Genomic DNA, 24,694 nt, shown 5'->3' with positions numbered 1-24,694 from the left:
AAGGTCCCGTAATGTACCGTGCGCTAACAAGAGATATCGAGGTCACAGTCGACCCCTATTATCTTGAAGAGCAGTCCGACCCGGCTGACAGCCGATATGTCTGGGGCTACACCGTTGTGATTTCCAACAATTCCGAGATCGGCGTGACGCTGGTCAACCGCTATTGGCATATCACTGATGAAAATGGACAGGTGGACGAAGTGTCCGGCCCCGGCGTGATCGGCGAACAGCCGCATCTAGAGCCCGGCGGGACTTACGAATATTCATCCGGCTGCCCGCTGGATACGCCATCCGGCATGATGTTCGGCCATTACGAGATGCAGTCTGACACCGGAGAAGTCTTTACCGTGGCCATCCCGGCATTTTCGCTGGATAGCCCGGGGCTGATGCGCGTGCTGAACTAAGCACCTTAAACGGCATTCGGCCGGACCTTTCAGATCCGGCCTGCCATTGTCACTCCGCAGCCTCAAGCTCATCCACCTGATAGCGGTAGGTGGTGGAGCAGAACTCGCAGGTGACGGAAATAACGCCGTCTTCCTGGCTGTCGCGGATCTCGTCGGCTGAGAAGCCTGAGAGAACACCCTTGATCTTCTCACGGGAGCAGTTGCAGCGATCAAGGATCAGCTGCGGATCGTAAACCCGCACGCCCTGCTCGTGAAACAGGCGATAAAGCAGCTTTTCCGCTGGCACCTGCGGATCGGTCAGTTCATCTGTATCGACCGTGTCGATCAGAGCAACTGCTTCATTCCAGGCATCGTCTACCGCATAATCCACATTGTTCTCATCGCCATCCCCGCCATGCAGATCCCGCTGGCGCAAACGCTCCGGTGCCTGCGGCAGGAATTGCGCGATGAGGCCACCGGCACGCCAGCCGTGACGGGGCTTGCCTTCCTCGTCACGATCGAACAATTCGGCAACGCCCAGCCGCACGCGGGTGGGCAATTGCTCCGACTGGCGGAAATAGACGCCTGCGATTTCTTCGAGTGTCGAACCATCCAGCGGAACGATGCCCTGATAGGGCTGCATGCCCACGCCCTGATCAATGGTGAAGGCGAGAATACCCGCACCCAGCAGCTGTTCCGGCGATGTCTTTCCTTCAGCCGTCGCCTGCGCCAACCGCTCCTCATCGAAGCGGGCATAGGCGCGCATGTTTTCCGGCGCGGTAAAATCGGCAACCAGCAGGTCCACGGGGCCGTCGCTCTTGGTCTGGACCGTGAGCTTTCCGGAAAACTTCAGCGATGTGCCGATCAGCGCGGTCAACACCACCGCTTCCGCCAGCAGGCGGGCGACAACCGGAGGATATTCATGGCGGTCCAGGATGGCGTTCAGCAGCGGCCCAACCTGCACGGCGCGGCCGCGCACATCCAGCCCTTCCACCTGAAAGGGAACGACCTTGTCGTCGCCAGCGAATTCGAGGGTGTCCAGATCGACCGTCACATCTGCCATATCACTTACTCCTTGGTGCCCCAACTGCGCACAGCCACACCGACAGATAAGGCGGCAGGCGAAACTGGCCAGCGGGCATGATGCTGTTACCGCATAGATAAACCGGCGGAGGTGAAAACGGAACCACGTCCGGCCGGGTATTGCGGTGAACATTGATGAAAGCTGCCGATGAAGTCCGGCAGCACGTGCTTGGTGCTACAAATGGGAAGCCATGCCGGATATTCAAGCACCCCGCATGGCTTGCCTCAACGGCACCCGGTCAGATCAGATAACGCCCATGCACCAGGCAATGATGGCCTTTTGCGCATGCAGACGGTTTTCCGCCTCATCGAACACCACAGACTGCGGGCCATCGATAACGTCGTCGGTCACTTCCTCGCCACGGTGCGCTGGCAGGCAGTGCATGAACAGCGCATCATCATTGGCCTTGCCCATCAGCGCGGCATTGACCTGATAGGGCTGGAAAATGTTGTGGCCGCGAGCCTTATGCTCCTGGTTCATGGAGACCCAGGTGTCGGTGATGACGCAATCGGCACCTTCGACGGCCCGCTGCGCATCATGATACAGCTTGACCTCGCCGCCGTTGTTGCGCGCCCAGTTCATGAACCGGTCATGGGGTTCAGACCCCATAGGCACGGCCATGTTCATGCGGTAGCCAAAACGGGCGGCACCTTCCACCAGCGAATGCAGCACATTGTTGCCATCACCCGTCCAGGCGATGGTCTTGCCCTTGATCGGGCCGCGATGCTCTTCAAAGGTTAGGATATCCGCCATGATCTGGCAGGGATGCGTATCATCCGTGAGACCATTGATAACAGGCACGGTCGCATGTTCGGCAAGCTCCAGCAGACGCGAATGGTCGGTGGTGCGGATCATGATGGCATCCACGTAGCGCGACAGAACCTTTGCCGTATCGCCAATGGTTTCAGCGCGGCCAAGCTGCATTTCCGTGCCAGAGAGAAACAAAGTCTCGCCGCCGAGCTGGCGCATGCCGACATCGAAGGAAACGCGGGTACGGGTGGATGGTTTTTCGAAAATCATCGCCAGCATTTTGCCAGCCAGCGGCTTTTCCGCCGTGCCGTTCTTGGTCGCAATCTTGCGTGCGCGCGCGTCATCCAGAATGACCCGCAGGTCCTCAGAGCCGACGGCCGAAAGGTCTAGAAAATGCTTTGCTGATGCCATTTCAATACAGTCCCATCGATGCAGGTGGCGCCTTGGGCGCGCACCTGACTATGCGCATTCAGGCGCTTTTTGCGGTTTTCGTCGTGAGGCTTTCCGCCGCACGTTCAATCCGGGCCAATCCTTCACGCGCTTCTTCAGCCGTGACAACAAGCGGCGGCAGAATACGAATGACGTTGTCACCTGCTGGAACACCCAGAAGGTGCTCGGCGCGGATGGCGTGCAACAGTTCGGACGATGGCATCTTCGCCTTGATACCGATCAGCAGCCCCTCGCCTCGGATTTCCTCGATCACGTCGGGGTAGCGATCCTTCAACGATGCAAGGCCCTGGCGGAATATCAATGTGACATCGCGCACATGCTCGAGAAAGCCATCGGCCAGAATGATATCCAGCACCGCATTTCCGCAGGCCATCGCCAGCGGATTGCCGCCATAGGTCGTGCCGTGAACGCCAGCCGTCATGCCGGATGCAGCTTCCGCCGTTGCAAGGCAGGCGCCGAACGGAAAGCCGCCGCCGATGCCCTTGGCCACGGCCATGATATCAGGCGACACGCCAGACCATTCATAGGCAAAGAACTTGCCTGTGCGTCCAACGCCGGTCTGCACCTCATCGTAAATCAACAGCAGGCCGTGCTCTTCGCACAAAGCGCGCAGGGAACGCAGGAACTCAGGGGCAACGGGGCGAACACCGCCCTCACCCTGAATGGGCTCGATCAGCAGGGCAGCCGTTTCCGGCCCGATGGCAGCCTTCAGGGCGTCCAGATCGTTGAACGGCACCTGATCGAAGCCTTCGACTTTTGGTCCGAAACCCTCGATGTATTTTTGCTGCCCGCCAGCCGCGATGGTCGCCAGCGTACGTCCGTGGAAAGCGCCTTCAAAGGTGATGACGCGGAATTTTTCAGGATGGCCGTGGGTGTAGTGGTAGCGACGCGCCGTCTTGATCGCGCATTCCAAGGATTCCGCACCCGAATTGGTGAAGAACACCTTGTCCGCAAAGGTTGCATCCGTCAGCCGCTTGGCCAGCGTTTCCTGACCGGCAATCTCATAGAGATTGGATAGGTGCCAGACCTTCTCGACCTGACCCTTCAGGGCTTCGACCAGGTGCGGATGGCTGTGGCCAACCGATGTGACGGCCACGCCCGCACCGAAGTCCAGATATCGTTCGCCGGTCTCGGTGATGAGCCAAACGCCCTCTCCTCGCTCAAACCGCAAGGGTGCTCTGGAAAACGTATCGAACAATGGCGCTGTGTCGGCCATGGCTGTCTCACTCCTTGCGCATAAAGGGCGCTGTCAATGGGTCTTACCGGTTATCCCGTGCCTGAAAATCAAAAATGCCGCCTCGCGGCGGCTTGGGGTATCCTCTTACTGCGAGGGCACTATTGTCACTTCGCCTGAGGATGTCAACAAATGTCCTCATTTTCAGGCATTCTCAAGCTGTTGTAGGGGCTGATATGACGCACACTAGGTGTTGCTTTTCTGACTCACAAACACAGCAAGTTGGGGAAAACCGGAAAATCGATTCCAGATGATTCTCCCGACTCTTGTCACGGAGTCTGCCGACGATTAGGTTAACTCTCAATTACTAGATCGCAAGCGGCGGACCTAGTCACCTACAATCTGGCGGATACTCTGCGCGTGGTTCACTCCACGGCATAGCAGAATGATTCTGCCTTCGCGACCAGCGGAGACACGGCATGAACTGGACTGATGAACGGGTCGAAAGACTGAAACGACTGTGGTCTGAAGGCCTCAGCGCCAGCCAGATTGCCGCCCAGCTCGGAGGCGTCAGCCGCAACGCCGTCATCGGCAAAGTCCACCGCTTGAACCTTCCTGGCCGCGCCAAGGCTGGCGGCACGGTTGCAACCGCGCGTCCCGCTGCAAAGCGTCCGGCAGCGACAACTGCACCCTCTGCTGCGGCACCCCGCGCTGCCACTTTCCAGGGCCGCGTTGCCCCTGCCCGCGCCAACACACGCGCCGCAGACGCAAACGTTCAGAAGGACGATGCGGAGACGGATGCACCACGGATTCTTGAATATGTGCCGGTCAGCAATTCCACGCTGCCGACATCGCTGCGCCTGACGCTGACGGAACTGACGGAACGCACCTGCAAGTGGCCAGTTGGCGACCCTCTGAAGGACGACTTCCACTTCTGCGGCTGTGATGCTTCTGAATCTTCGCCGTACTGCCGCTTCCACGCAAAGCTGGCTTACCAGCCAGTAAGCGAACGCCGCAGAGCCTAAGGCTTCGCATCCAGTTCGACGCAATAAAATGAGCGGGTCTTTGGCCCGCTTTTTTGTTGCGATTTTTTCGGCTTGGACAGCGCAAACATGCACAGGCGAAGGCGTCACCAAGGAGATGGCGATTGATTTGTCAGTTTGTCATCGGGGATTGAAACGGCGTACCGGTAAGCGGACTCTGGAGCCGCAAGAGCTGCCGCAAGTCACGGCATTCAGAGCCTCGGGATCATGCCGCGCTGCACCGAAATGCGGCGGCATGGCTGATCCCATATGCGGCAAGGGTGCGAAGCGCCTCTTGGGCTTTCGCACTCCGCGCAGCATTCGCAGCGGATGATCGCAGCCCCTCGATTGAACGGCTGCAGGATCATGGCTTCAAGCTTAGCCCTGGCGGGCCTTGCGGTTGGCATAGCGACGATCGCGTTCTGCCTTGCGGGCTGCTTCGTCTTCGACGACGCGAGCGATACGATTTTTTTCAGCCGCCTTGCGCTCATTTTCTTCAGCGTTTGCAGCAGCTTCGAGTTCAGCTGCGCGTTGCGCGGCCTCTTCTTCCAGGCGCAATTTTTCTTCGCGCTTCTGCTGGTCACGCTCGGCCTGGCGGGCTCTGCGGGCTTCGGCAACGGCAATCTGCTCGGCCTGCTTGGCTTCGAGCGTGGGAGCCGCGGCTTCCTTGGCTTCGCGATAGGCCTTCAAAAGAGCGGCCTTTGCCTCGGCAGCAGCGCCGCGACGTTCGGAAACTTCGTTATTCTTGATATTTCGAGTGTTTCTCAAATCTCTATTCCAGTTGATGCGTCATACCGATCAGGGATCAGGTTTTTTTGGCGCGTTTGGTTGGGATAACTGCGGGCTTCAAGCTGTCTTCCAGTTCTTTCGCAAGACGCGCTTCCCGCAGCCTGAGGGTCTTTTCATCACGGGCGCTCGCAATCGAGTTCAACTCATCGACCGCTTTGCCGCGGGCAAAGAACTGCGATTGCGTCGCTCCGAAAGCAATTTCGGCCTGCTTGCGGGATTTGCTGTGAGCGTCTGACATGGAATTTTCTCCTATCGCATCGCACTGAAAACCGGAATCGATTTATGGATAGAGCGATACGCATTCACGGCTTGAAGCGTATTCTTGCATCTAAGAATGCAATACGTCCAAGCATGTGGCCGACTTGCGGCATAAAAAAAGGCCAGGCAACATGCCTGACCTCGGTGGTCTCAAACTTTCGACAATGCCAGTACATCCGTGGTCAAAGGAAAGTCGATACCCGTATTAAGCAGCCTGGAGATTGCAGGCAGACATCTTGCCGGACTTGTTGTCCCGCTCGAGATCGTAGGAAAGCTTCTGGCCTTCTACGATTTCGCGCATGCCTGCACGCTCAACAGCGGAAATGTGCACGAATGCATCGGCGCCGCCGTTGTCTGGCTGAATGAAGCCGAAGCCCTTGGTGGAGTTAAACCATTTTACTGTGCCTGTGGTCATAATGAACCCTTTCAAAGCATAAGTTATAAGTCACAGAACGTGAGTCCTGTATGCGGTGTAGCGATTTTTTTGAAAGGAAGGGTTAGTTCAAAGCGCGGTGCTAATCGCGCGGTAACCAAAGCTCAGCAAGCAAAAGATCGATGACCAATACATAGAGCCTTCTGGCCACTGAGTCAAACTTTAAATTACAGAAACATAAAATCAACACTCAGAAGCTGTGCAGGTCACTCCGGTTACTGGCGGCATCTAGCGGCGCTAACGCATTGATATCCATTATGCCAAATGCAAAACACCGCCCCTTGTGGGAGCGGTGCATGAGATTTTGAGACCATACGGGAGACGTTTCAGCCCCGGTGCGTTGGTCAGGCTTCCATGGAGTATCCGGCGCCGCGCACGGTACGGATCACATCCTGCATGCTGGAGAAGTTGAGTGCCTTGCGCAGGCGCCCGACATGGACGTCCACCGTTCGCTCATCCACATAGATATCGTGACCCCAGACACCATCGAGAAGCTGGGAGCGCGAAAAGACGCGACCGGGAGACACCATCAGGAATTCGAGAAGGCGAAACTCGGTTGGTCCGAGCCGCACTTCGCGGGCCTTGCGGTGAACGCGATGCGTTTCGCGATCCAGCTCGATATCACCGCATTTCAGCACGGAGGACAGAACCTCCGGCCGGGCGCGGCGCAACATGGCCTTGACCCGCGCCATCAGCTCAGGCGTTGAAAACGGCTTGACGACGTAGTCATCCGCACCTGTGGCCAGACCACGCACGCGCTCGCTTTCTTCGCCGCGTGCCGTCAACATGATGATCGGCAGCCGCTCGGTTTCCGGGCGCATTCTCAGACGACGGCAAAGCTCGATGCCGGAGACGCCAGGAAGCATCCAGTCGAGGATCAACAGATCCGGCGTGCGTTCCTGCAAGCGGATTTCCGCTTCGTCACCACGCGGAATGGTATCCACGTCGTAACCTTCGGATTCCAGATTGTAGCGAAGCAGAACGCTCAAGGCTTCTTCATCTTCGACAACTGCGATTTTGGGCACCATGGCTAGAGACTCCGCCAGTCGTTTAGAGAATTCACTCGGTTACGGCACCGAGCGTGTTGGAACTATCGTCCTTCGGGCGTTCGCCTTCAGGCTGGCTGCCAGTGGCCATGTAGTAGATGGTTTCCGCGATGTTGGTCGCGTGGTCGCCAATGCGCTCGATGTTCTTGGCGCAGAACAGAAGATGCGTGCAGGTGGTGATGTTGCGCGGATCTTCCATCATGTAGGTCAGCAATTCGCGGAACAGCGATGTGTACATCGCGTCGATTTCCTCGTCGCGTTCGCGGATGGCCTGCGCCTTTTCAACCGAACGGGTCGAATAGACATCCAGAACTTCCTTGAGCTGCACCAGAGCAAGCTCGGAGAGATGCTCGATGCCGCGGGCCAGCTTGCGCGGAACGCCTGTGCCGGCAACAGCGAGAACGCGCTTGGCTGTGTTCTTGCCAAGGTCGCCAACGCGCTCCAGATCAGCGGCGATGCGCAGCGTGCCGATAACTTCTCGAAGGTCGGCAGCCATGGGCTGGCGCTTGGCAATGGTCACGATAGCCTTGTCGCCGATTTCGCGCTCGGCGTGATCGAGAATGGTGTCGTCAGAGATGACCTTCTGCGCCAGGGCCGAGTCCGAATTGACCAGCGCACGCACAGCATCGGCGCACATCTGTTCGGCAAGACCACCCATTTCGGCGATCCGGCGGGTGAGGAACTTCAGCTCGTCATCATAGGCGGACATGATATGGTTTGGTGTCGGCATGTTCGAATTCTCCAGTTAGATGACGCCACCCGCCAAGCGCTCGAAGGCTCAGGCGGGGTGGCGTGGATGCTATGACACGACAGAGGGCAGGATCAGCCGAAGCGGCCCATGATGTAGTCCTGTGTGCGCTGGTCATCCGGGTTGGTGAACATCTTGTCGGTATCGTTTTCCTCAACCAGATGGCCGAGGTGGAACATAGCCGTGCGCTGAGACACGCGCGCCGCCTGCTGCATCGAGTGCGTCACGATGACGATCGTGAAGTTGCTGCGCAGCTCGTGGATCAGCTCCTCGACCTTTGCCGTTGCGATGGGGTCGAGCGCCGAGCAGGGCTCGTCCATCAGAATGACTTCAGGCGAGACGGCGATGGCGCGGGCAATGCACAGACGCTGCTGCTGACCGCCGGACAGGCCGGTACCGGATTCGTGCAGACGATCCTTGGCTTCGTTCCACAGGCCGGCCTTCTGCAGGCTGGCCTCTACGATCTGGTCCATATCAGCCTTGCTGCGGGCAAGACCGTGAATGCGTGGACCATAGGCGATGTTTTCATAGATGGTCTTCGGGAACGGGTTCGGCTTCTGGAACACCATGCCGACACGCGCGCGCAACTCGACCACGTCGATCGCTGGATCGTAGACATCGTCCTCATCGAGCGTGATCTTGCCGGTGACGCGGCAACCGTCGATGGTGTCGTTCATGCGGTTCAAGGTCCGCAAGAAAGTGGACTTGCCGCAACCGGATGGGCCGATCAAAGCTGTCACCGTATTTTCGCGAACGTTGAGGTTCACATCGTACAAAGCGCGTTTCTCGCCGTAATAGACAGAAACGTCCTTGCCGATCATCTTGTACGAAACTTCATTCATTTTCTTGTCCAGCGCCTTTTCAACTGCTGCTTCCGACAACATGTTCATAACATTCAACTCCTCTACCAGCGCCGTTCAAAGCGCCGACGCAACAGGATTGCGCCAACATTCATGACGATGAGGAACATCAGCAGGATGATGATAGCGCCGGATGTTCTTTCAACAAAGGCACGTTCTGCTTCGTTCGCCCACATGTAAATCTGCACCGGCAGGGCCGTGGATGGGTCCATGGGTGTTGTCGGATAGTTCGTAACGAAGGCAACCATGCCGATCAGCAGCAATGGTGCGGTTTCACCAAGAGCATGCGCCAGGCCGATGATGGTGCCGGTCAAAATACCGGGCATGGCCAGCGGCAGAACATGGTGGAAAATCGTCTGCATCTTGGATGCGCCGAGGCCAAGAGCCGCAGCACGGATGGAGGGCGGTACAGCCTTCAGCGCCGCACGGGTGGCGATGATGATGGTTGGCAGCGTCATCAGGGTCAACACCAGACCGCCAACCAGAGAGGCCGAGCGCGGGAAGCCCATGAAGTTGATGAAGACCGACAGACCAAGCAGACCGTAAACAATGGACGGAACAGCCGCCAGGTTGTTGATATTGACCTCGATGAGATCCGTCAGGCGGTTCTTGGGCGCAAACTCTTCCAGATAGATGGAGGCTGCGACACCGATGGGCAGAGACAGGACCAGCACGATCAGCATCATATAGAACGAGCCGATGAGAGCCACGCCAACGCCCGAGGCTTCCGGACGGCTGGATGCGCCGTTGAAGAAGATGCCGGTGTTGAACTGCTTGGCAATCTGGCCGGCATCGGACAATTGCTTGACCCATGCGAGTTGCTGATCGGATATGCGGCGGTTCTCTTCATTCACGCTCAGATCGACCTGGCCCTTGAAGGCGCTGTCGAGATCGCCCGATGCCAGAAGGGAAACCGTGCGTGTGGTGCCGATGATAGCAGGATCGGCAACGACGACATCACGAAGCTGAACGCGGATACCGTCCGAAATCATCGCGGACACACCGCGCAGAGCCGTGCGGTCATCCAGCGAGACGCCGAGTGCCTTGGCCACCGCATTGCGGGCGATGAGAGGATAGTTGGCCGTAACGAGCTTGGCCGGGTTCTGGGCACGCACATTGTCAGGATCGATGATCTTTTCAGAAAACTCGACCGGGACCGTGATCATGGTCTGCTGGAACGCTGTGTAGCCTTTGCCCACGACGGACCAGAGCAGAAGAAACAGGAACAGCAGGCCGAAGGTAATGGCTGCGAGACCGTAGGTGCGGAAGCGGCGCTCGGAGGCGTAGCGGCGTTTGATGCCGATATCGCGCCGGACCTTCTTCGTTGCGGCTGGGGCAATGGTGCCCGGAGTAACGACGTCGGTCATTCGTACTGCTCCCGGTATTTGCGCACAATATAGAGCGCGTAGATATTGAGGCAAAGCGTGATGGCAAAGAGGGTGATGCCAAGCGCGAAGGCAACCAGTGTCTGTGGCGAGGTGAACTCAAGGTCACCCGTCAACTGGCTGACGATCTTGACGGTGACGGTGGTCATCGGCTCGAACGGGTTGAGTTGCAGGCGTGCTGCCACACCTGCAGCCAGCACCACAATCATGGTTTCACCGATGGCGCGCGAGGCCGTCATCAGGATCGCGCCGACGATGCCTGGAAGGGCTGCCGGAAGGATGACCTTCTTGACGGTTTCAGAGCGGGTGGCACCCAGACCGAGTGAACCGTCACGCATGGTGCGTGGAACGGCGGTGATGATGTCATCCGACAGCGACGAAACGTAAGGGATCAACATGATGCCCATGACGAAGCCGGCGGTGATGACGCTCTGCGCCTGGATGAAGTTCGTGTAGTCGCCAGTCGCCAGTCCGTTGATCTGCGAGGAAATATCGCGCAGGAACGGGCCAACGGTGGTCAGGGCGAAGAAGCCGTAGACGATGGTCGGGATACCCGCCAGCACTTCCAGCAGCGGCTTTGCAACCGAGCGGAAACGAGGGCTGGCATATTCGGCCATGTAGATGGCGGAAAACAGACCGACCGGAACGGCAACCAGCATGGCGACGAAGCCAATATAGAGCGTGCCTGCCAGAAGCGGGATGAGGCCGAACTGACCTGCGCTATCGGTGGAACCGGCAGCGGCAAAACGTGGGTCCCAAACCGTTCCGAAGAAGAACTGATGGGCGGGCACCATGTTGAAGAACTGAATGGCTTCCGTCAGCATCGACAGAACAATGCCGATGGTGGTGAGAATGGCGATGGACGATGCCAGCACCAGAGCCGCAAGGATGACCTTTTCGACATTGTTGCGCGCCCTGAAGCGTGGCGCAATGCCGCGCATGGCATAAAGCGCACCACCGATGGCCGCGACGAGAACGACCAGAACCATTCCGACCTGGCTTGTGGCGGACATGGTGTTCAGCGTTTCAGCAGCTTCGACCATGTAGGGCTGCGGGTCTCCGGCAATGGCGACGCCCTTGGAGCCCAGCAACGGCCGCAATGTGGCCGGATCAGCCTTGGCAGCAGCAAACTCTTCCGGTGTCAGACGCTCAAGGCCACGCGCAATCGAGCCGACCATGCCGTAATTGAGGCTCTGCTGAGCCTCAGATTGCGCCTGAATATCCTCTGGAAACGAGGCGCGCACCGCAGAAGTGATGACCAGAGGGCTGACAATCAGCCAAAGCGCCAGAATGAAAGCCGCAGGAAGAACGGCCCAGACGAGAACATAAGAGCCGTGATAACCCGGCCGGGAATGCATTTTTGTGGTGCTTGCGCCCACCATTGCGACTGCGCGACGTGTGCCAAGCAAATAGCTGGCTATGCCGATCAGCGCCAATATCAGTAAAAGAATGGATGTGTTCATGGAGACTTTCCTCGGCGCATCAGAAAAAGGGATGCGGTATCAGGCAGCTTTGTTATTTGCACATCGGATCGTCCGAAGACCGGGCTGACCTTTCAGTCATCGGGCTTCGCGACAGGCGGCGTAGTCCCCTGCTCGGCTTCGGCTTCCAGATTGATAGATCCTATTCATCGGGTCGTATGAACATCCGGTAAATAGGACCTGTCAGCCCATGAGCGCCTTGGCAGACAGATAGATGGAAGGCGCGGCATCACTGCCGCGCCTCCCGTCCGGATTACATGACCTTACCGGTTTCGAACTGGGCGCGGATTTCCTTGCGCTCTGCTTCAGGAGCAGCAACCAGGCCGTAGTTGGACAGCGGAGAGTCTGGGCCGATCATCTCGTCGGAAACGAAGAACTCAACATATTCCTTCAGGCCAGGAATAACGCCGAGATGCGCCTTCTTGACGTAGAAGAACAGCGGGCGAGACACAGGGTACTTGCCGCTTGCAACGGTTTCCGTGGAAGGAACAACGCCGCTGACGGTTGCAACCTTCAGCTTGTCCATGTTGTTTTCGTAGAATGCGAGGCCGAATACGCCGAGGCCGGTCTTGTTGGCAGCAATGCGTGCCAGCGTTTCCGTGTAGTCGCCGTCGATATCGACAGCAGCGCCGTCTTTACGAACTGCAACGCACTTGGAAGCAGCTTGCTTGGCGTCTGCAACGAGACCCTTGATCGCGTCGGTCGCACCAGCTTCCTTGCAGCCATCAGCCATGATCTTCTCTTCGAAGACTTCGCGTGTGCCGTGCTTGGAACCAGGAATGTAAGCAGCGATCGCTACGTCTGGGAGCTCCTTGTTAACTTCCGACCACTTCTTGTAAGGGTTGGCAACGAGCTTGCCGTCTTTTACGATTTCAGCAGCCAGACCAAGGTACAGGTCCTTTGGCTCAAGCTTGACGTCCTTGTTGGACTTGTCCATCGCAAAGACGATGCCGTCATAACCGATCTTGACTTCCTGAACGTCGGTGACGCCAGCTGCCTTGCACGCTGCAAGTTCGTCAGCCTTGATCTTGCGCGAAGCGTTTGCAACGTCGATGGTGCCTTCACCAACGCCAGAGCAGAATGCCTTCAGACCACCGCCTGTGCCGCCGGACTCAACAACTGGAGCCTTGAAATCAGGGAATGTTTCAGCGAAAGATTCAGCAACGATCTTTGCGTAAGGCAGAACGGTGGACGAACCGGCTACCTGGATCTGGTCGCGAGCAGCGGCAGCGCCTGCAAAGGCAACCGAAGCTACCAGGGCTGCTGCGGACAATTTTACGATATTCATGTGACTCTCCCGTAGGGTGCCCGCGGTGGGCTTTTGTGAACGCTGCCGGCAGAGTTTTACCCTATCACCCAAACTGGGCTACCCCGGCGGCTTCTTCATAACCAGTCTTGCCTCACCCTTTTATGTCATTTCGGTGAAGTATTTGTGACAATCTAGTTGATTGATTTTAAATGGATTTTTTGATTTCCTACGGGACGGGGAAATCCTTTATGTCAAAATCTGACGGTGAAGTCCGTTCCCACTTCCATTTCCGAGCGGATAATGAGACGGGCGCGGTGTCTTGTTAGAATATGCTTGACGATGGCAAGCCCCAGACCGGTCCCTTTTTTGGAGCGGCTGTCGGCAACGCTGACCCTGTAGAACCGCTCGGTCAGGCGCGGAACGTGCTCTGCGGGAATGCCGGGGCCCTTGTCCAGAACGCTGACCTCGATGGGCTCGCCAGCCAAGGCCTTCAGGTGCACGTCGACCACCTTGCCTTCCTGACCGTATTTGCAGGCATTCTCGACCAGGTTCTGGAATACCTGCACCAGCTCATCCCGGTCCCCCGTTACCTCGACCTTCTCATCCGTGACATGGAGATTGATCGTGACATCGAGGTCTTCGGCAAGCGGCAGAAGCGCATCCCGAACGTGGCCCAAAAGCGGCACCAGATCGACCTTCTGGTCCGGCGCGATATTGGCGCGCAGCTCTAGCCGCGACAGCGACATGAGGTCGTCCACCAGCCGGCTCATCCGGGTTGCCTGATCCAGCATGATGCCGAGGAACCGCTCACGAGCCTTGGGATCATCACGCGCCGGACCCTGCATTGTTTCGATAAAGCCACGCAGGGACGCAAGCGGGGTTCGCAACTCATGGCTGGCATTGGCGACGAAATCGCTGCGCATGCGGTCGATGCGGCGCGTTTCGGACACATCGCGAAAGGACAGGATGTAAAGCGAGGTTGCCGCCTCACCTTCAAGGATGGCAGGCGCGATGCGGACGATGAAGACGCGCTCGGACGGCAGGCGTTCGGAATGTTCGGTCTGGTTCGCCTCGCCCGTCGCAATCGCCTCTCTGATCACATCGAGCAGGCCTGGCGAGCGCATGCGGCCAGAAATATGCGATCCCGCCGGGAGCGTACCAAATGCGCGCTCGGCAGCCGCGTTTTCGAAGAGAACGCTGGCATTTCGATCCAGAATGAAAACCGGCATATCAAGCGCGGCGAGCCCCGAACGGACACCGGCAATCCGGCTTTGCGCAACGTCCTCATCGTCATCCACCGTCTGGGAGGCCTGCGCCTTCACATCCAGCGAAGGGCGGGCATTGACGGTGAGAATGGCGACAACGGCTGCGGCCCACAGGACGGCTGGAACAACGGGAGACAGCAATTCAAGTGACGCGACGACGGCCAGCATGGAGACGACCAGAATGGGCAACCAGCTGTTGCGAAGCTGGCTCAGATATTGTCTGGCGCTGCGTTCACTCCCTATCATCTCCATTCACCCTATGCCTTCCGTCGCAAATCGCCGATCGAACTCTTCTATCCCTCTTTCATGACAGAGATTCATCACTATGTCTTTTCCCACAGTTTGATATCCATGTGTGGTGGAGGCTCAGCGCGATGAGCTCTTGTCATGCGATCTTTCATGCGACGTGAACGACAGGTCGGCAACGACTGCACCCAAAGGGAGCCAGAATGAGCGAAAACGCCAAGGACCGCTCCGTTGAACTTCAGATCAACGGAAAAACCCGCATCTTCAACATCGATGATCCGGTTCTGCCGGACTGGGTGGAAGAGGCCAAGCTAACAGCTGGCGGCTTTCCCTATGACAAGAAGATGAACCGCGAAGAATATGACAAAACGCTGGAAGCGCTACAGATCGAGTTGGTCAAGGTGCAACACTGGTTGCAGGCGACCGGCACCCGCGTCATGTCCGTTTTCGAAGGCCGTGATGCGGCGGGAAAAGGCGGAGTCATCTCGGTCATCATGGAGTATCTCAACCCCCGTGCCGCCCGCATCGTGGCGCTGACCAAGCCCACGGAAACCGAGCGTGGGCAATGGTATTTCCAGCGTTACATCTCGCATTTTCCAACGGCTGGCGAGTTCGTGATGTTCGACCGCTCCTGGTATAACCGGGCTGGTGTCGAGCCGATCATGGGGTTCTGTACGCCAGAAGAGCACAAGCGATTTCTGAAGGAAGCGCCCCGCCTTGAAAAGATGATCGTCCATGAAGGCACGCATCTGTTCAAGTTCTGGCTGGACACCGGCCGCGAAACCCAGCTCGACCGTTTTCATGATCGTCGCCATAGCCCGCTGAAAGCCTGGAAACTGTCCGATATGGACATTGCGGCACTGACCAAGTGGGACGACTACACCGCCATGCGTGACCTGATGCTGGAAAAAACCCACAACGACGAAGCGCCATGGACCGTGATCCGCGCCAATGACAAGCGCCGCGCCCGCATCAATCTCATCAAGCACATTCTGAAATCACTGGATTATGAAGGCAAGGACAAGAAGGTGATCGGTGATATCGATCAGAAGATCCTTGGGTCAGGACCTGATTTTCTGAAGTGAGAAGCTGCAAGCGTGGCGTGAGATCCCCTCTCCCTTCACAGGCCGCAACCCGGCCTGTGAAGCGAAAGTCCTGATCATTCGCCCGGCAGGATCCGCGCTGAATAGAGGTTGACCGGGCGTCCGTTGCCATCGACATCGCTGTTGATGATGATGCGGCCCGCGCTGCTGGGCGCCAATGTGCGGTCGAATGTGACATTGATCAGCATATCGGCCCGCTCCGGCGTTGCGGTGAAACGGTGGCGCGCGCAATTTCCAAGGCTTCCGAAATCGCAGCTGATCGAGAGTTGGGTCTGGCGGTCGCTGGAGGATTGCAAGGTCACGGCGATGGTCGAGGACTTGCCTGCCATTTCGCGCAACACCTCTGGCGGAACGGTGATCCCCACATTGCCATCGGCTTCCGATACACGTGAGGACAGGCGTATCGCCTTTCCGGCGGCGGTGGAAATCGGCTCGACAACGGCGAGAGAGCCGGCCTGCAGGCCCTGATTGCCACGCTCGGCATTGAAAACCTCCTCCCAGGCATCGGAAAAGCCACGACCGGCCTCACGGTTCTGCGGCGGGGCCTCTGGCGCACCGGTGAAATCTTCCGACTGCACTTCCGGCGGCGGGTTGGGCACGCCGGTGTCACGCTCCGCCGGGCTCAGCAATATGCCTGAACTGTAGATCCACCAAGCGCCGAAGCCGAGAAACGCGAGCAGCGTGAAGTAAATGAACAGCCGCGCAACCACGCCCTTCTTACGGCGAGCCTTTGCCGCCCGCTCTGGCGTAAACGACAGGGAAGCGGCGTCTTCGGCGCGGGTGGAGCGGGCATCTGGTGCGGTCACACCGCGTTCGGCATGAAAATCATCGATGCTGGGGCTCGGAATGGGCCTGGTATCAGGCGTGTCATCCAGCCGCTCTGCGCGCAGTTGCGGCTCAACCGGCAGCGCATCATCCTCCTCAACCCTGTCGTCAGGCTCTGCCACTTGGCGAGCTGCTTTTGCCGCTGGCGGAGCAACGGGTGCCGGCGCGCGTGCCGTCTCCCGGCGCACATGATCTTCCACCACGCTCAGCAGGCGGTTTCGCTCTTCGTTTTCGATGGCGTGAACAAGCACCTCCAGCCGCTGGCGCTGCTGCGCCACGACTTCCGGATCATCTATGCCCTGCTTGCGCAGCCCCGCTTCCAGCGCCTGGCGTGAGGATTGGTAAATCCGTGCCCGAACCTCGGCACTCGATCGGTCCGATTTTTCGAGGGCATTTCTGATTGCCGTTTCCAGTCCGCTCACTATCGGTCCTTTTCTTGCCATCCGAAAGGCTTTTGCGGCATAGCGCCACTGTTTACGATTCGGTAACGTCTCGCTTGCCCATCCGCAAGAGAAGTATTTGGCAAATGTCAGAATGTCGTGGGAAAACATGCCCGAAAGGCCCCGCCATGTGCCCGCTTGGGCAATGGGGGGTGGCTGAGTCTTTGTGAGTCCTCTGCCCACCCATGCGAGCCCCGCTTTCAACACCCAGACGAAACCAGCCGCTTTTTTCGCTTTTCAATGCTGCTCCGCTTCGCTACATCTTACGTGCGCGTAAACGTCATTCATGGGGAGGAAACATGCTGCCGTCTATACTCAAGGACAATCTTCGACTGCCGGTCGTTGCGTCGCCGCTGTTCATCATTTCCCACCCGGAATTGACGCTGGCGCAGTGCAAGGCAGGCGTTGTTGGCTCATTTCCGGCGCTGAATGCCCGCCCTGAAAGCCAGCTGGACGAATGGCTTGCCATGATGACGGAAGACCTTGCCGCCTATAATGCAGCAAACCCGGAAAGACCGGCCGCTCCCTTTGCTGTCAACCAGATCGTCCATATGTCGAACAAGCGGCTGGAGCATGATCTGGGCCTTTGCGTGAAATACAAGGTGCCGATCGTCATCTCGTCGCTCGGTGCCGTGCCGGAGGTCAATGCCGCGATCCATTCCTATGGCGGCATCGTGCTGCATGATGTCATCAACAACCGTCACGCAAACTCCGCCATCCGCAAGGGTGCAGACGGATTGATCGCCGTGGCCACAGGCGCAGGTGGCCATGCAGGCACGCTCTCACCCTTTGCTTTGGTGCAGGAAATCCGCGAATGGTTTGACGGCCCCCTGCTTCTGGCAGGTGCCATTGCCAATGGCGGCGCAATTCTGGCGGCACAGGCCATGGGCGCAGACATGGCCTATATCGGCTCTCCCTTCATCGCCACGACGGAAGCACGGGCAAGCGAGGCGTATAAGCAGGCCATCGTCGATGCCTATGCCAACGACATTGTCTATTCCAACTATTTCACCGGCATTCACGGCAACTACATGAAATCCTCCATCATTGCCGCCGGAATGGACCCCGACAATCTGCCCGTGGCCGATCCCTCCAAAATGGATTTTGGCGCAGCAACGAGCGGCGCGAAGGCATGGAAAGATATCTGGGGCGCAGGCCAGGGCGTGGGTGCCGTCAAGGCCATCGAACCCGTCTCGGCCCTTGTCGACCGTCTGGCCGGAGAATACGCCGCAGCCAAGGCGCGGATTTGCGGGTAGATCAAAAAGAAGGAATGGGGGCCGATGGATTTTTACCGCAAGCCCCATTCAAGACTTGAAATCCATCCGCAATGCCTGTATCAGCCCGCCATATCAACCGCGCCGACACATCTCGGCAGCCGGTAAGCCGCTTTAGCTCAGGTGGTAGAGCACATCATTCGTAATGATGGGGTCGCAGGTTCGAGTCCTGCAAGCGGCACCATTTTTCATCGAACATTAAAATCATCGCGCTCACGCCCCTATTGTGTCGGCTGAACCGTCGTTCTCGGGATCAAAGTCCCATCTTGGCTTTGTGGCGAGAGTTGCCTATCGCCGTTGAGGAAAGCGATGCTGAGCACGATGCCAACCAGCACGCACAGCAGCGCTACGAAAATCAGGCCTGATCTGTCTATGGGCTTCTTCTTCATGGTTCGCTAACATAAGCGTGAATGTGAAGATGATGGGGCGGAAAACACGTTTCTTTAAAGTCTGACATATTTGGTTATGAAAGCGTAAAGGCACGCCATTGGCGTGCCTTTGTTTGTTAAGCTTTGCTGTGCGTCGCAAAGGCCATCAGATAATGCCGCCGCTGCCGCCTTTGGTCTCTGGGCGCTCAGTTGCGACCTTGGCGCGGTAGCCGCTGGCGCGGTAGGTGGCGACGGGGTCGATTGCGCCGCCTGCACGTCTGCGCGCCTCGGCCAAAATAGCCTCGACATCTGTGCGATAGGCGCGTTTCAGCGTGTCGGATGCCATCAGTGCGTCATTGTCCTGCTGGTAGCCATCCAGAGCAACGCGGTCCACCAGAAGCGCCTGCGCATAGGCCCGGCGGATTTCGTTGGCGCTGGAGATGAGGCTTTCAATCGGGTCCGTCACATTGTGCGACTGGTCGATCATGTGGGCCGGGTGGAAGCCTTTGACGCCGCGATGGTCTGCATCGACAAGCTCGTTGAAGACGAGGAACAGGCGGTAGGGATCAATCGAGCCCGCATCCAGATCATCATCGCCATATTTGCTATCATTGAAATGGAAGCCGCCGAGCTTGCCGAACTGAATGAGGCGGGCGACGATCATTTCGATGTTGGTGTTGGGCGCATGGTGGCCGAGATCCACAAGGCAGAAGGCCTTATCGCCCAGCGTATTGGCGATGAGGTAGTTCGTGCCCCAATCCTGCACCACGGTCGAATAGAAGGCAGGCTCATACATCTTGTGTTCGGAAAAGATGCGCCAGTCATCCGGCAGCGCCTTGTAGATATCGGCCATGGCGGAGAGATAGCGCTCGAAGCTTTTGGTGAAATTGCTCTGGCCCGGGAAATTGGAGCCATCGCCCACCCACACCGTCAGCGCCTTGGAGCCGAGGGCATTGCCAATCTCGATACATTCGATGTTGTGCTCCACGGCCTGCGCGCGTGTGGCGGCATCGGCGTGGCTGAGGGAGCCGTATTTGTAGGAATGCGGCTGGTCCGGCGCATCTGAAAACGTATTGGAATTCATCGCATCGAAGCCGAGACCCAAAGCATCGGCATGGGCTTTGAGTACCTTTGGGTCCTGTTTGTCCCAGGGAATGTGCAGGGACACATTGGGGGTTGCCGTCGTCAGCTGGTTGATGACGGCGCAATCGTCCAGCTTGTCGAAAATGCCGCGCGGCTCACCCTTGCCGGGAAAACGGGCAAAGCGCGTGCCGCCGGTGCCCACACCCCAGGATGGAACGGCCACGAAGAATTTCGACACCTGCTCGGTTATGGCTTCGATATCGATATTGCGCCGCGCCAGATGCTCGCCCAGCGCATCATAGTCCGAGCCGTGGGCCGCCTGGCGTTTTTCGTTCTCGCGCTCGACAATATCTGCGGCAATCTTCAGTTCAACCATGTCTTCCTCCCGGTCCGCGCCACCCATTTGAAACCAATCCGGCGTTTCCCACGTTATGTGGGCAGCAACAAACAGACGGGATATTCAATCGTGGACGTAATTCGTATTATTCTTGCCATTTTCCTGCCGCCAGTCGGCGTGTTTCTTCAGGTTGGCCTTGGCCTGCATTTCTGGCTCAATATCCTGCTGACGCTCTGCGGTTATATTCCCGGCATCATTCACGCCATCTGGGTTATCCTGCGCAAGTAAGCCTGTTTTCACCCGCACTTAGCGGGTGAAACTTTGCGCATTGCCAGCATCGACATTGATGATGTTGCCTGTCGATTTGGCCGAGGCATCCGATGTCAGGAAGTAGATCGCTTCTGCGATATCCTCCGGGAAAACGTTCAGCTTCAGCATGGAGCGATTGCGATAATGCTCTTCGAGATCGGTCACTTCGATCTTCGAGGATGCAGCCCGCTGCTCCCGCCACTCGCCATTCCAGATTTTCGAACCACGCAGAACCGCGTCGGGATTGACCGTGTTGACGCGGATGCCAGCGTCCGCTCCCTCCAGCGCAAGACAACGCGCCAGATGGATTTCGGCTGCCTTTGCCGTGCAATAAGCCGAGGCGTTGGGCGATGAGGCCAGGCCGTTCTTCGATGCTACAAAGACCACGTTGCCGCCGAGCTTTTGACGACGGAACAGCCGGAAGGCTTCCCGAGACACGAGGAAATAGCCGGTCGCCAGAATGTCGATATTCTTGTTCCACATGGCAAGCGTGGTGTCTTCCACAGGCGCAGACGAGGCAATGCCGGCATTGGAAACGAGAATATCGACGCCGCCGAATTCGACGCTGGCCTCGGCAAAGGCTGACAGCACCGCGTCTTCCTTGGTCACGTCAAGCTTGACTGTGCGAACGGCATCCGCGCTGAACCGTTTTTCGAAATCGCCTTTGGTGGCTTCCAAAGCGGCTTCGTCAATATCGGCCAGCACCACGCAGGCACCTTCATTCGCCAGACGTTCAGCCGTCGCACGACCAATGCCACCGGCACCGCCGGTGATGAAGGCGACCCGGCCAGCCAAGCTTTTCGGCTTTGGCATGCGCTGAAGCTTTGCCTCTTCCAAAAGCCAGTATTCGATATCGAAGGCTTCCTGCTCCCGCAGGCCCTGATACTCGGACACTGCAGAAGCGCCGCGCATCACATTGATGGCGTTGACGTAGAATTCACCGGCAATGCGCGCTGTCGCCTTATCCTTGGCAAAGGACAGCAGGCCGACGCCGGGAATGAGGAAAATCACCGGGTTGGGGTCGCGTATTCTAGGCGAGTTATCGTGCTTGCAGGCCTCGTAATACCTGACGTAATCGGCGCGGTAGTCTGCAAGCGCCTGATCAAGACCGGCGAGCAGCGCATCCACATCGGGTTTTGCCGTATCGAGATCGAGGATCAGCGGGCGGATCTTGGTGCGCAGAAAATGGTCAGGGCAGGATGTGCCGAGCGCCCCGAGCGGCTTCAAGTCCTTGGAATTGACGAATTCCAGCACGGCATCCTGATCATCGAAATGGCCGAGCTTGCGCTCATCACAACCGATACGGCCACGGATTTCAGGCATCAGGCGCGCAGCGATGGCCCGGCGCTCTTCAACGTCAAGGCTCTTGGCCACGGCACCGCCGAAAATCGTCTTGCCCTCGGTTTCCTTGGCAAACCAGGTGATGGCCTTGTTAATGATTTCAAGCGTCAGCTCGTAGCAGGTCTTGGCATCATTATCCCAGGTGAACAGGCCGTGGCTTTCCAGCACCACGCCCTTGGCACTGGGGTTTGCCTTGACGAAGGCTTCGAGGTCGAGACCGAGCTGAAAGCCGGGGCGGCGCCATGGCAGCCAGCCGATATCGGACCCGAAAATCTGTTGCGTCAGCTCTTTGGAATTCTTTGAAGCGGCAATGGCGATGATCGCATCCGGGTGCATGTGATCGACATGATCAAACGGCACGAAACCGTGCAGGGGCGTGTCGATGGAAGCGGCGCGCGGGTTGAGATTGAAGGTGCAATGGGGCAGGAAACCGACCATGCGGTCTTCGTCTTCCACGCTCTTATAGATGCCTTTCAGGGCTTCCAGCTTGTCGAGATAAAGCGTGGCAAAGCCATCCAGCTTGATGGTGCCGACATCGCCGCCCGAACCCTTGACCCACATGACGCGGAGTTTTTCGCCCGTCAGCGGGTCAATTTCCAGCACCTTGGCCGAGGTGTTGCCGCCGCCGTAATTGGTGATGCGCTTGTCTGCACCCAAAAGATTGGAGCGATAGAGCAGCTTGCCCGGCTCATCGAGTGTTGCCGCATAGGCATCATCCCAGCGGTTTTCGAGAAGACCCGTCTGGCCCATCGCAATATCCTCCCATGTCGTTTATCGCAGACCTTGAACACCGGCCCGCCTCCCAATGCAGGCAGGTATCGCGCATTCAAAACGACAATGTCAATCATAAACGATCATATATTTTCATGCTGCATCGCACCATTGTTTATTTTGATCGAACTTGATTGACAACATCAGATCTTTACGAATAACTGACCATCAGGAGGACCCCATGCACGAAAGCGAACGCCATCGCATCATCTTGAGCGCCATACAGGAAAAGCCTGTTGTGACGGTGCAGGATATTGCCGAATTGACGGACGCTTCCGAAGCGACGATCCGGCGCGATATCGCCTCCCTGCATGTTAAGGGAAAGCTGCGGCGGGTGCGTGGCGGAGCGGAGGCGGTGCATCCACCACAGCTCGGCAATCTCGCGGCTCGGCCGTTTCGCGTATCGGAATCGGTCAATATCGACAAGAAACGATCAATTGCGCGCAAAGCGGTGGATCTGTGTGAAGAAGGCGACGCCATTATCATCAATGGTGGCACCACGACCTTCCAGATGGTGCATTATATGTCGGCGCGCCGTTTGCAGGTCATGACGAATTCCTTCGCCATTGCCGAGCATCTGGTCAAGCATTCCAAGTGCAATGTCAGCGTTCCCGGCGGCGCGATCTATCGCGACCAGAGCCTGATCCTGTCGCCGTTCGAGAATGATGCGATCCGCAATTTTTATGCGCGACGGATTTTCATCGGGGCGCAGGGTGTCGGCGCGCTCGGCATCATGGAGTCGGATGCGCTGGTTATCCAGAGCGAACAGAAATTGATGCGGCAGGCGGAAGAGCTGATCGTGATGATCGACTCCTCCAAATTCCGCAAACGCTCAAGCCTTATTCTCTGCCCGTTGGAAAACGTGTCCACCATCATTACCGATGAGGGCATTACCGACGAGGCAGCGCGGATGGTGGAAGCGGCGGGCGTGACGCTAATCGTGGCCGGACTGGCTGCGACGGCGCAGACGCGACCGCCAGACGAGGAGGATTCCGCCTCGGTTGCTTGAGGAGCACCGCGGCGGAGAATGATGTTCAATCGGGAGGAGAACCAACATGAAACTATCACGGAGAAGACTGAGCCAGGCCCTGGCACTCAGCGTCGCCATCGGCGTTGCCGGTTTTGGCGGCATGGCACAGGCCAAGGATATCAAGATCGCGCTTGTCGTGAAGTCCCTCGGCAATGGCTTCTTTGAAGCCGCCAACAAGGGCGCGCAAGAAGCGGCAAAGGAACTGGGTGGCGTCGAGATCATCTATACCGGCCCGACAACGACCACAGCCGAAGGTCAGATCGAGGTCATCAACTCGCTGATCGCGCAGGGCGTTGATGCCATCGCCATTTCCGCCAACGATCCGGATGCGGTTGTTCCAGCGCTGAAGAAGGCAGCCCAGCGCGGCATCAAGGTTATTTCCTGGGATAGCGGTGTTGCACCGGCAGGTCGTATTCTCCAGCTAAACCCATCCTCCAACGCGCTGATTGGCAAGATGTGCCTGCAGCTGGCGGCTTCGCATCTGGATGGTGGCAAGGGCGACTTCGCCATCCTGTCTGCCACCACCACCTCCACGAACCAGAACATCTGGATCGACGAGATGAAGAAGCAGCTGAAGGACTTCCCCGGCCTCAACCTCGTTACCACTGTTTATGGCGATGACCTTGCCGACAAGAGCTACCGCGAAGCGCAGGGCCTCCTCACCTCGCAGCCCAATGTGAAGGTCATCGTCGCACCAACGACCGTTGGCGTGCTGGCCGCATCGCAGGCGGTGAAGGATGCGGGCAAGATCGGGCAGGTCTTTGTGACAGGCCTTGGCCTTCCATCTGAAATGGCTGGTGCCATCAAATCAGGCGCGACAAAGGAATTTGCCATCTGGAACCCGATCGATCTCGGCTATTCCGCAACCCAGATCGCCTATCGCCTCGTCAAGGGTGAAGCAGACGGCAAGGCGGGTTCGGAAATCGCAGCCGGACGCATGGGCAAGATCAAGGTTGGCGAAAACAACGAAGCCGCCATGGCTGATCCGTTTGTCTACAACTCGTCCAATATCGATCAGTTCTCGAAGATTTTCTGATCTTTTGATGTGTGGCTCGACGGCGATCGTCGTCGGGTTTTCAGACAGACATCACACCCTAGACGTCATCCTCGGGCTTGTCCCGAGGATCTAACGAACCCCGACATCGAACGTGGTTAGATCCTCGGGACAAGCCCGAGGATGACGTCGAGGA

23 protein-coding genes and 1 tRNA gene are annotated in these 24,694 nt (G+C 57.8%); 8 read left to right on the top strand and 16 right to left on the bottom strand.

Annotated features, from left to right (window positions below):
• Positions 1 to 11: 11 nt before the first annotated feature.
• Positions 12 to 404, top strand: coding sequence for a Co2+/Mg2+ efflux protein ApaG (gene apaG, locus RQI55_RS07950; RefSeq protein ID WP_042617919.1), 393 nt, complete (start codon positions 12 to 14; stop codon positions 402 to 404).
• 49 nt (positions 405 to 453) lie between these two features.
• Here the strand turns inward: apaG and RQI55_RS07945 are convergent, their stop codons facing one another.
• The 3 genes from RQI55_RS07945 to RQI55_RS07935 all read right to left on the bottom strand — a co-directional run bounded on the left by RQI55_RS07945 (position 454) and on the right by RQI55_RS07935 (position 3,883).
• Positions 454 to 1,446, bottom strand: coding sequence for an Hsp33 family molecular chaperone (locus tag RQI55_RS07945; protein WP_243256699.1), 993 nt, complete (start codon positions 1,444 to 1,446; stop codon positions 454 to 456).
• A gap of 264 nt (positions 1,447 to 1,710) precedes the next feature.
• Positions 1,711 to 2,628, bottom strand: coding sequence for an ornithine carbamoyltransferase (argF, locus tag RQI55_RS07940; RefSeq protein ID WP_243256700.1), 918 nt, complete (start codon positions 2,626 to 2,628; stop codon positions 1,711 to 1,713).
• Positions 2,629 to 2,686: 58 nt separating this feature from the next.
• Positions 2,687 to 3,883, bottom strand: coding sequence for an aspartate aminotransferase family protein (locus RQI55_RS07935; protein WP_243256701.1), 1,197 nt, complete (start codon positions 3,881 to 3,883; stop codon positions 2,687 to 2,689).
• A 437-nt stretch (positions 3,884 to 4,320) separates the two neighbouring features.
• On the opposite strand from RQI55_RS07935, the gene RQI55_RS07930 reads away from it, so the two are divergent.
• Complete coding sequence (locus RQI55_RS07930) at positions 4,321 to 4,866, top strand: GcrA family cell cycle regulator (RefSeq protein WP_192063348.1); 546 nt, start codon at positions 4,321 to 4,323, stop codon at positions 4,864 to 4,866.
• 375 nt (positions 4,867 to 5,241) lie between these two features.
• Here RQI55_RS07930 and RQI55_RS07925 read toward each other — a convergent pair whose 3' ends face one another.
• The 10 genes from RQI55_RS07925 to phoR all read right to left on the bottom strand — a co-directional run bounded on the left by RQI55_RS07925 (position 5,242) and on the right by phoR (position 14,623).
• Positions 5,242 to 5,631 carry a DUF6481 family protein gene (locus tag RQI55_RS07925; protein WP_042617914.1) on the bottom strand — a complete coding sequence of 130 codons (390 nt, stop codon included), beginning with the start codon at positions 5,629 to 5,631 and terminating at the stop codon, positions 5,242 to 5,244.
• 37 nt (positions 5,632 to 5,668) lie between these two features.
• Positions 5,669 to 5,890 carry a hypothetical protein gene (locus RQI55_RS07920; RefSeq protein WP_042617913.1) on the bottom strand — a complete coding sequence of 74 codons (222 nt, stop codon included), beginning with the start codon at positions 5,888 to 5,890 and terminating at the stop codon, positions 5,669 to 5,671.
• A gap of 225 nt (positions 5,891 to 6,115) precedes the next feature.
• The gene (locus tag RQI55_RS07915) at positions 6,116 to 6,325 is read right to left on the bottom strand and encodes a cold-shock protein (RefSeq protein WP_042617912.1); all 210 of its coding nucleotides are present in this window, start codon (positions 6,323 to 6,325) and stop codon (positions 6,116 to 6,118) included.
• Between the two features lie 362 nt (positions 6,326 to 6,687).
• Positions 6,688 to 7,371 (bottom strand): phosphate regulon transcriptional regulator PhoB, encoded by a 684-nt coding sequence (phoB, locus tag RQI55_RS07910; RefSeq protein WP_174152016.1) that lies wholly within the window; start codon positions 7,369 to 7,371, stop codon positions 6,688 to 6,690.
• 31 nt (positions 7,372 to 7,402) lie between these two features.
• Entirely contained in the window at positions 7,403 to 8,119 is a 717-nt protein-coding gene (phoU, locus tag RQI55_RS07905) for a phosphate signaling complex protein PhoU (protein ID WP_042617910.1), read from the bottom strand.
• A gap of 92 nt (positions 8,120 to 8,211) precedes the next feature.
• Complete coding sequence (gene pstB, locus RQI55_RS07900; protein ID WP_042617909.1) at positions 8,212 to 9,027, bottom strand: phosphate ABC transporter ATP-binding protein PstB; 816 nt, start codon at positions 9,025 to 9,027, stop codon at positions 8,212 to 8,214.
• 14 nt (positions 9,028 to 9,041) lie between these two features.
• Complete coding sequence (pstA, locus tag RQI55_RS07895) at positions 9,042 to 10,364, bottom strand: phosphate ABC transporter permease PstA (protein WP_042617908.1); 1,323 nt, start codon at positions 10,362 to 10,364, stop codon at positions 9,042 to 9,044.
• A complete protein-coding gene (pstC, locus tag RQI55_RS07890) occupies positions 10,361 to 11,845 on the bottom strand; it encodes a phosphate ABC transporter permease subunit PstC (protein ID WP_042617907.1) in 1,485 nt (494 codons plus the stop codon). The genes pstA and pstC overlap by 4 nt, the downstream gene beginning before the upstream one ends.
• A gap of 271 nt (positions 11,846 to 12,116) precedes the next feature.
• Positions 12,117 to 13,151: a substrate-binding domain-containing protein gene (locus RQI55_RS07885; RefSeq protein ID WP_042617906.1), complete on the bottom strand. Its 1,035-nt coding sequence runs from the start codon at positions 13,149 to 13,151 to the stop codon at positions 12,117 to 12,119.
• A gap of 212 nt (positions 13,152 to 13,363) precedes the next feature.
• Positions 13,364 to 14,623, bottom strand: coding sequence for a phosphate regulon sensor histidine kinase PhoR (gene phoR / locus RQI55_RS07880; protein ID WP_409233703.1), 1,260 nt, complete (start codon positions 14,621 to 14,623; stop codon positions 13,364 to 13,366).
• Between the two features lie 203 nt (positions 14,624 to 14,826).
• On the opposite strand from phoR, the gene ppk2 reads away from it, so the two are divergent.
• Positions 14,827 to 15,708 carry a polyphosphate kinase 2 gene (gene ppk2 / locus RQI55_RS07875; protein ID WP_042617904.1) on the top strand — a complete coding sequence of 294 codons (882 nt, stop codon included), beginning with the start codon at positions 14,827 to 14,829 and terminating at the stop codon, positions 15,706 to 15,708.
• Between the two features lie 74 nt (positions 15,709 to 15,782).
• On the opposite strand, the gene RQI55_RS07870 is transcribed toward ppk2, so the two are convergent.
• Entirely contained in the window at positions 15,783 to 16,973 is a 1,191-nt protein-coding gene (locus RQI55_RS07870) for a hypothetical protein (RefSeq protein ID WP_243256703.1), read from the bottom strand.
• Between the two features lie 317 nt (positions 16,974 to 17,290).
• On the opposite strand from RQI55_RS07870, the gene RQI55_RS07865 reads away from it, so the two are divergent.
• Together RQI55_RS07865 and RQI55_RS07860 are read left to right on the top strand one after the other, a co-directional pair.
• Positions 17,291 to 18,247 carry a nitronate monooxygenase family protein gene (locus RQI55_RS07865; RefSeq protein ID WP_243256704.1) on the top strand — a complete coding sequence of 319 codons (957 nt, stop codon included), beginning with the start codon at positions 17,291 to 17,293 and terminating at the stop codon, positions 18,245 to 18,247.
• A gap of 126 nt (positions 18,248 to 18,373) precedes the next feature.
• Positions 18,374 to 18,449 (top strand) — tRNA-Thr (locus RQI55_RS07860).
• 350 nt (positions 18,450 to 18,799) lie between these two features.
• Here RQI55_RS07860 and rhaI read toward each other — a convergent pair.
• Positions 18,800 to 20,092, bottom strand: coding sequence for an L-rhamnose catabolism isomerase (rhaI, locus tag RQI55_RS07855; protein ID WP_243256705.1), 1,293 nt, complete (start codon positions 20,090 to 20,092; stop codon positions 18,800 to 18,802).
• A 90-nt stretch (positions 20,093 to 20,182) separates the two neighbouring features.
• Here rhaI and RQI55_RS07850 point away from each other — a divergent pair, with 90 nt between their 5' ends.
• Entirely contained in the window at positions 20,183 to 20,341 is a 159-nt protein-coding gene (locus RQI55_RS07850) for a YqaE/Pmp3 family membrane protein (RefSeq protein WP_042618061.1), read from the top strand.
• 18 nt (positions 20,342 to 20,359) lie between these two features.
• Here the strand turns inward: RQI55_RS07850 and RQI55_RS07845 are convergent, their stop codons facing one another.
• The gene (locus tag RQI55_RS07845; RefSeq protein WP_243256706.1) at positions 20,360 to 22,453 is read right to left on the bottom strand and encodes a bifunctional rhamnulose-1-phosphate aldolase/short-chain dehydrogenase; all 2,094 of its coding nucleotides are present in this window, start codon (positions 22,451 to 22,453) and stop codon (positions 20,360 to 20,362) included.
• A 202-nt stretch (positions 22,454 to 22,655) separates the two neighbouring features.
• Between RQI55_RS07845 and RQI55_RS07840 the strand changes: the two genes are divergently transcribed.
• Positions 22,656 to 23,483: a DeoR/GlpR family DNA-binding transcription regulator gene (locus RQI55_RS07840; protein WP_243256707.1), complete on the top strand. Its 828-nt coding sequence runs from the start codon at positions 22,656 to 22,658 to the stop codon at positions 23,481 to 23,483.
• A gap of 46 nt (positions 23,484 to 23,529) precedes the next feature.
• Positions 23,530 to 24,540, top strand: coding sequence for a rhamnose ABC transporter substrate-binding protein (gene rhaS / locus RQI55_RS07835; RefSeq protein ID WP_243256708.1), 1,011 nt, complete (start codon positions 23,530 to 23,532; stop codon positions 24,538 to 24,540).
• The last annotated feature ends 154 nt before the right edge of the window (positions 24,541 to 24,694 follow it).

Origin of the sequence: Rhizobium sp. WCS2018Hpa-16 (assembly GCF_031843705.1) — a bacterium.
Lineage (GTDB): Bacteria > Pseudomonadota > Alphaproteobacteria > Rhizobiales > Rhizobiaceae > Agrobacterium > Agrobacterium tumefaciens_C.
Note: the sequence above shows the minus strand (reverse complement) of the source record. Positions and strands in the feature narration are given on the sequence as shown.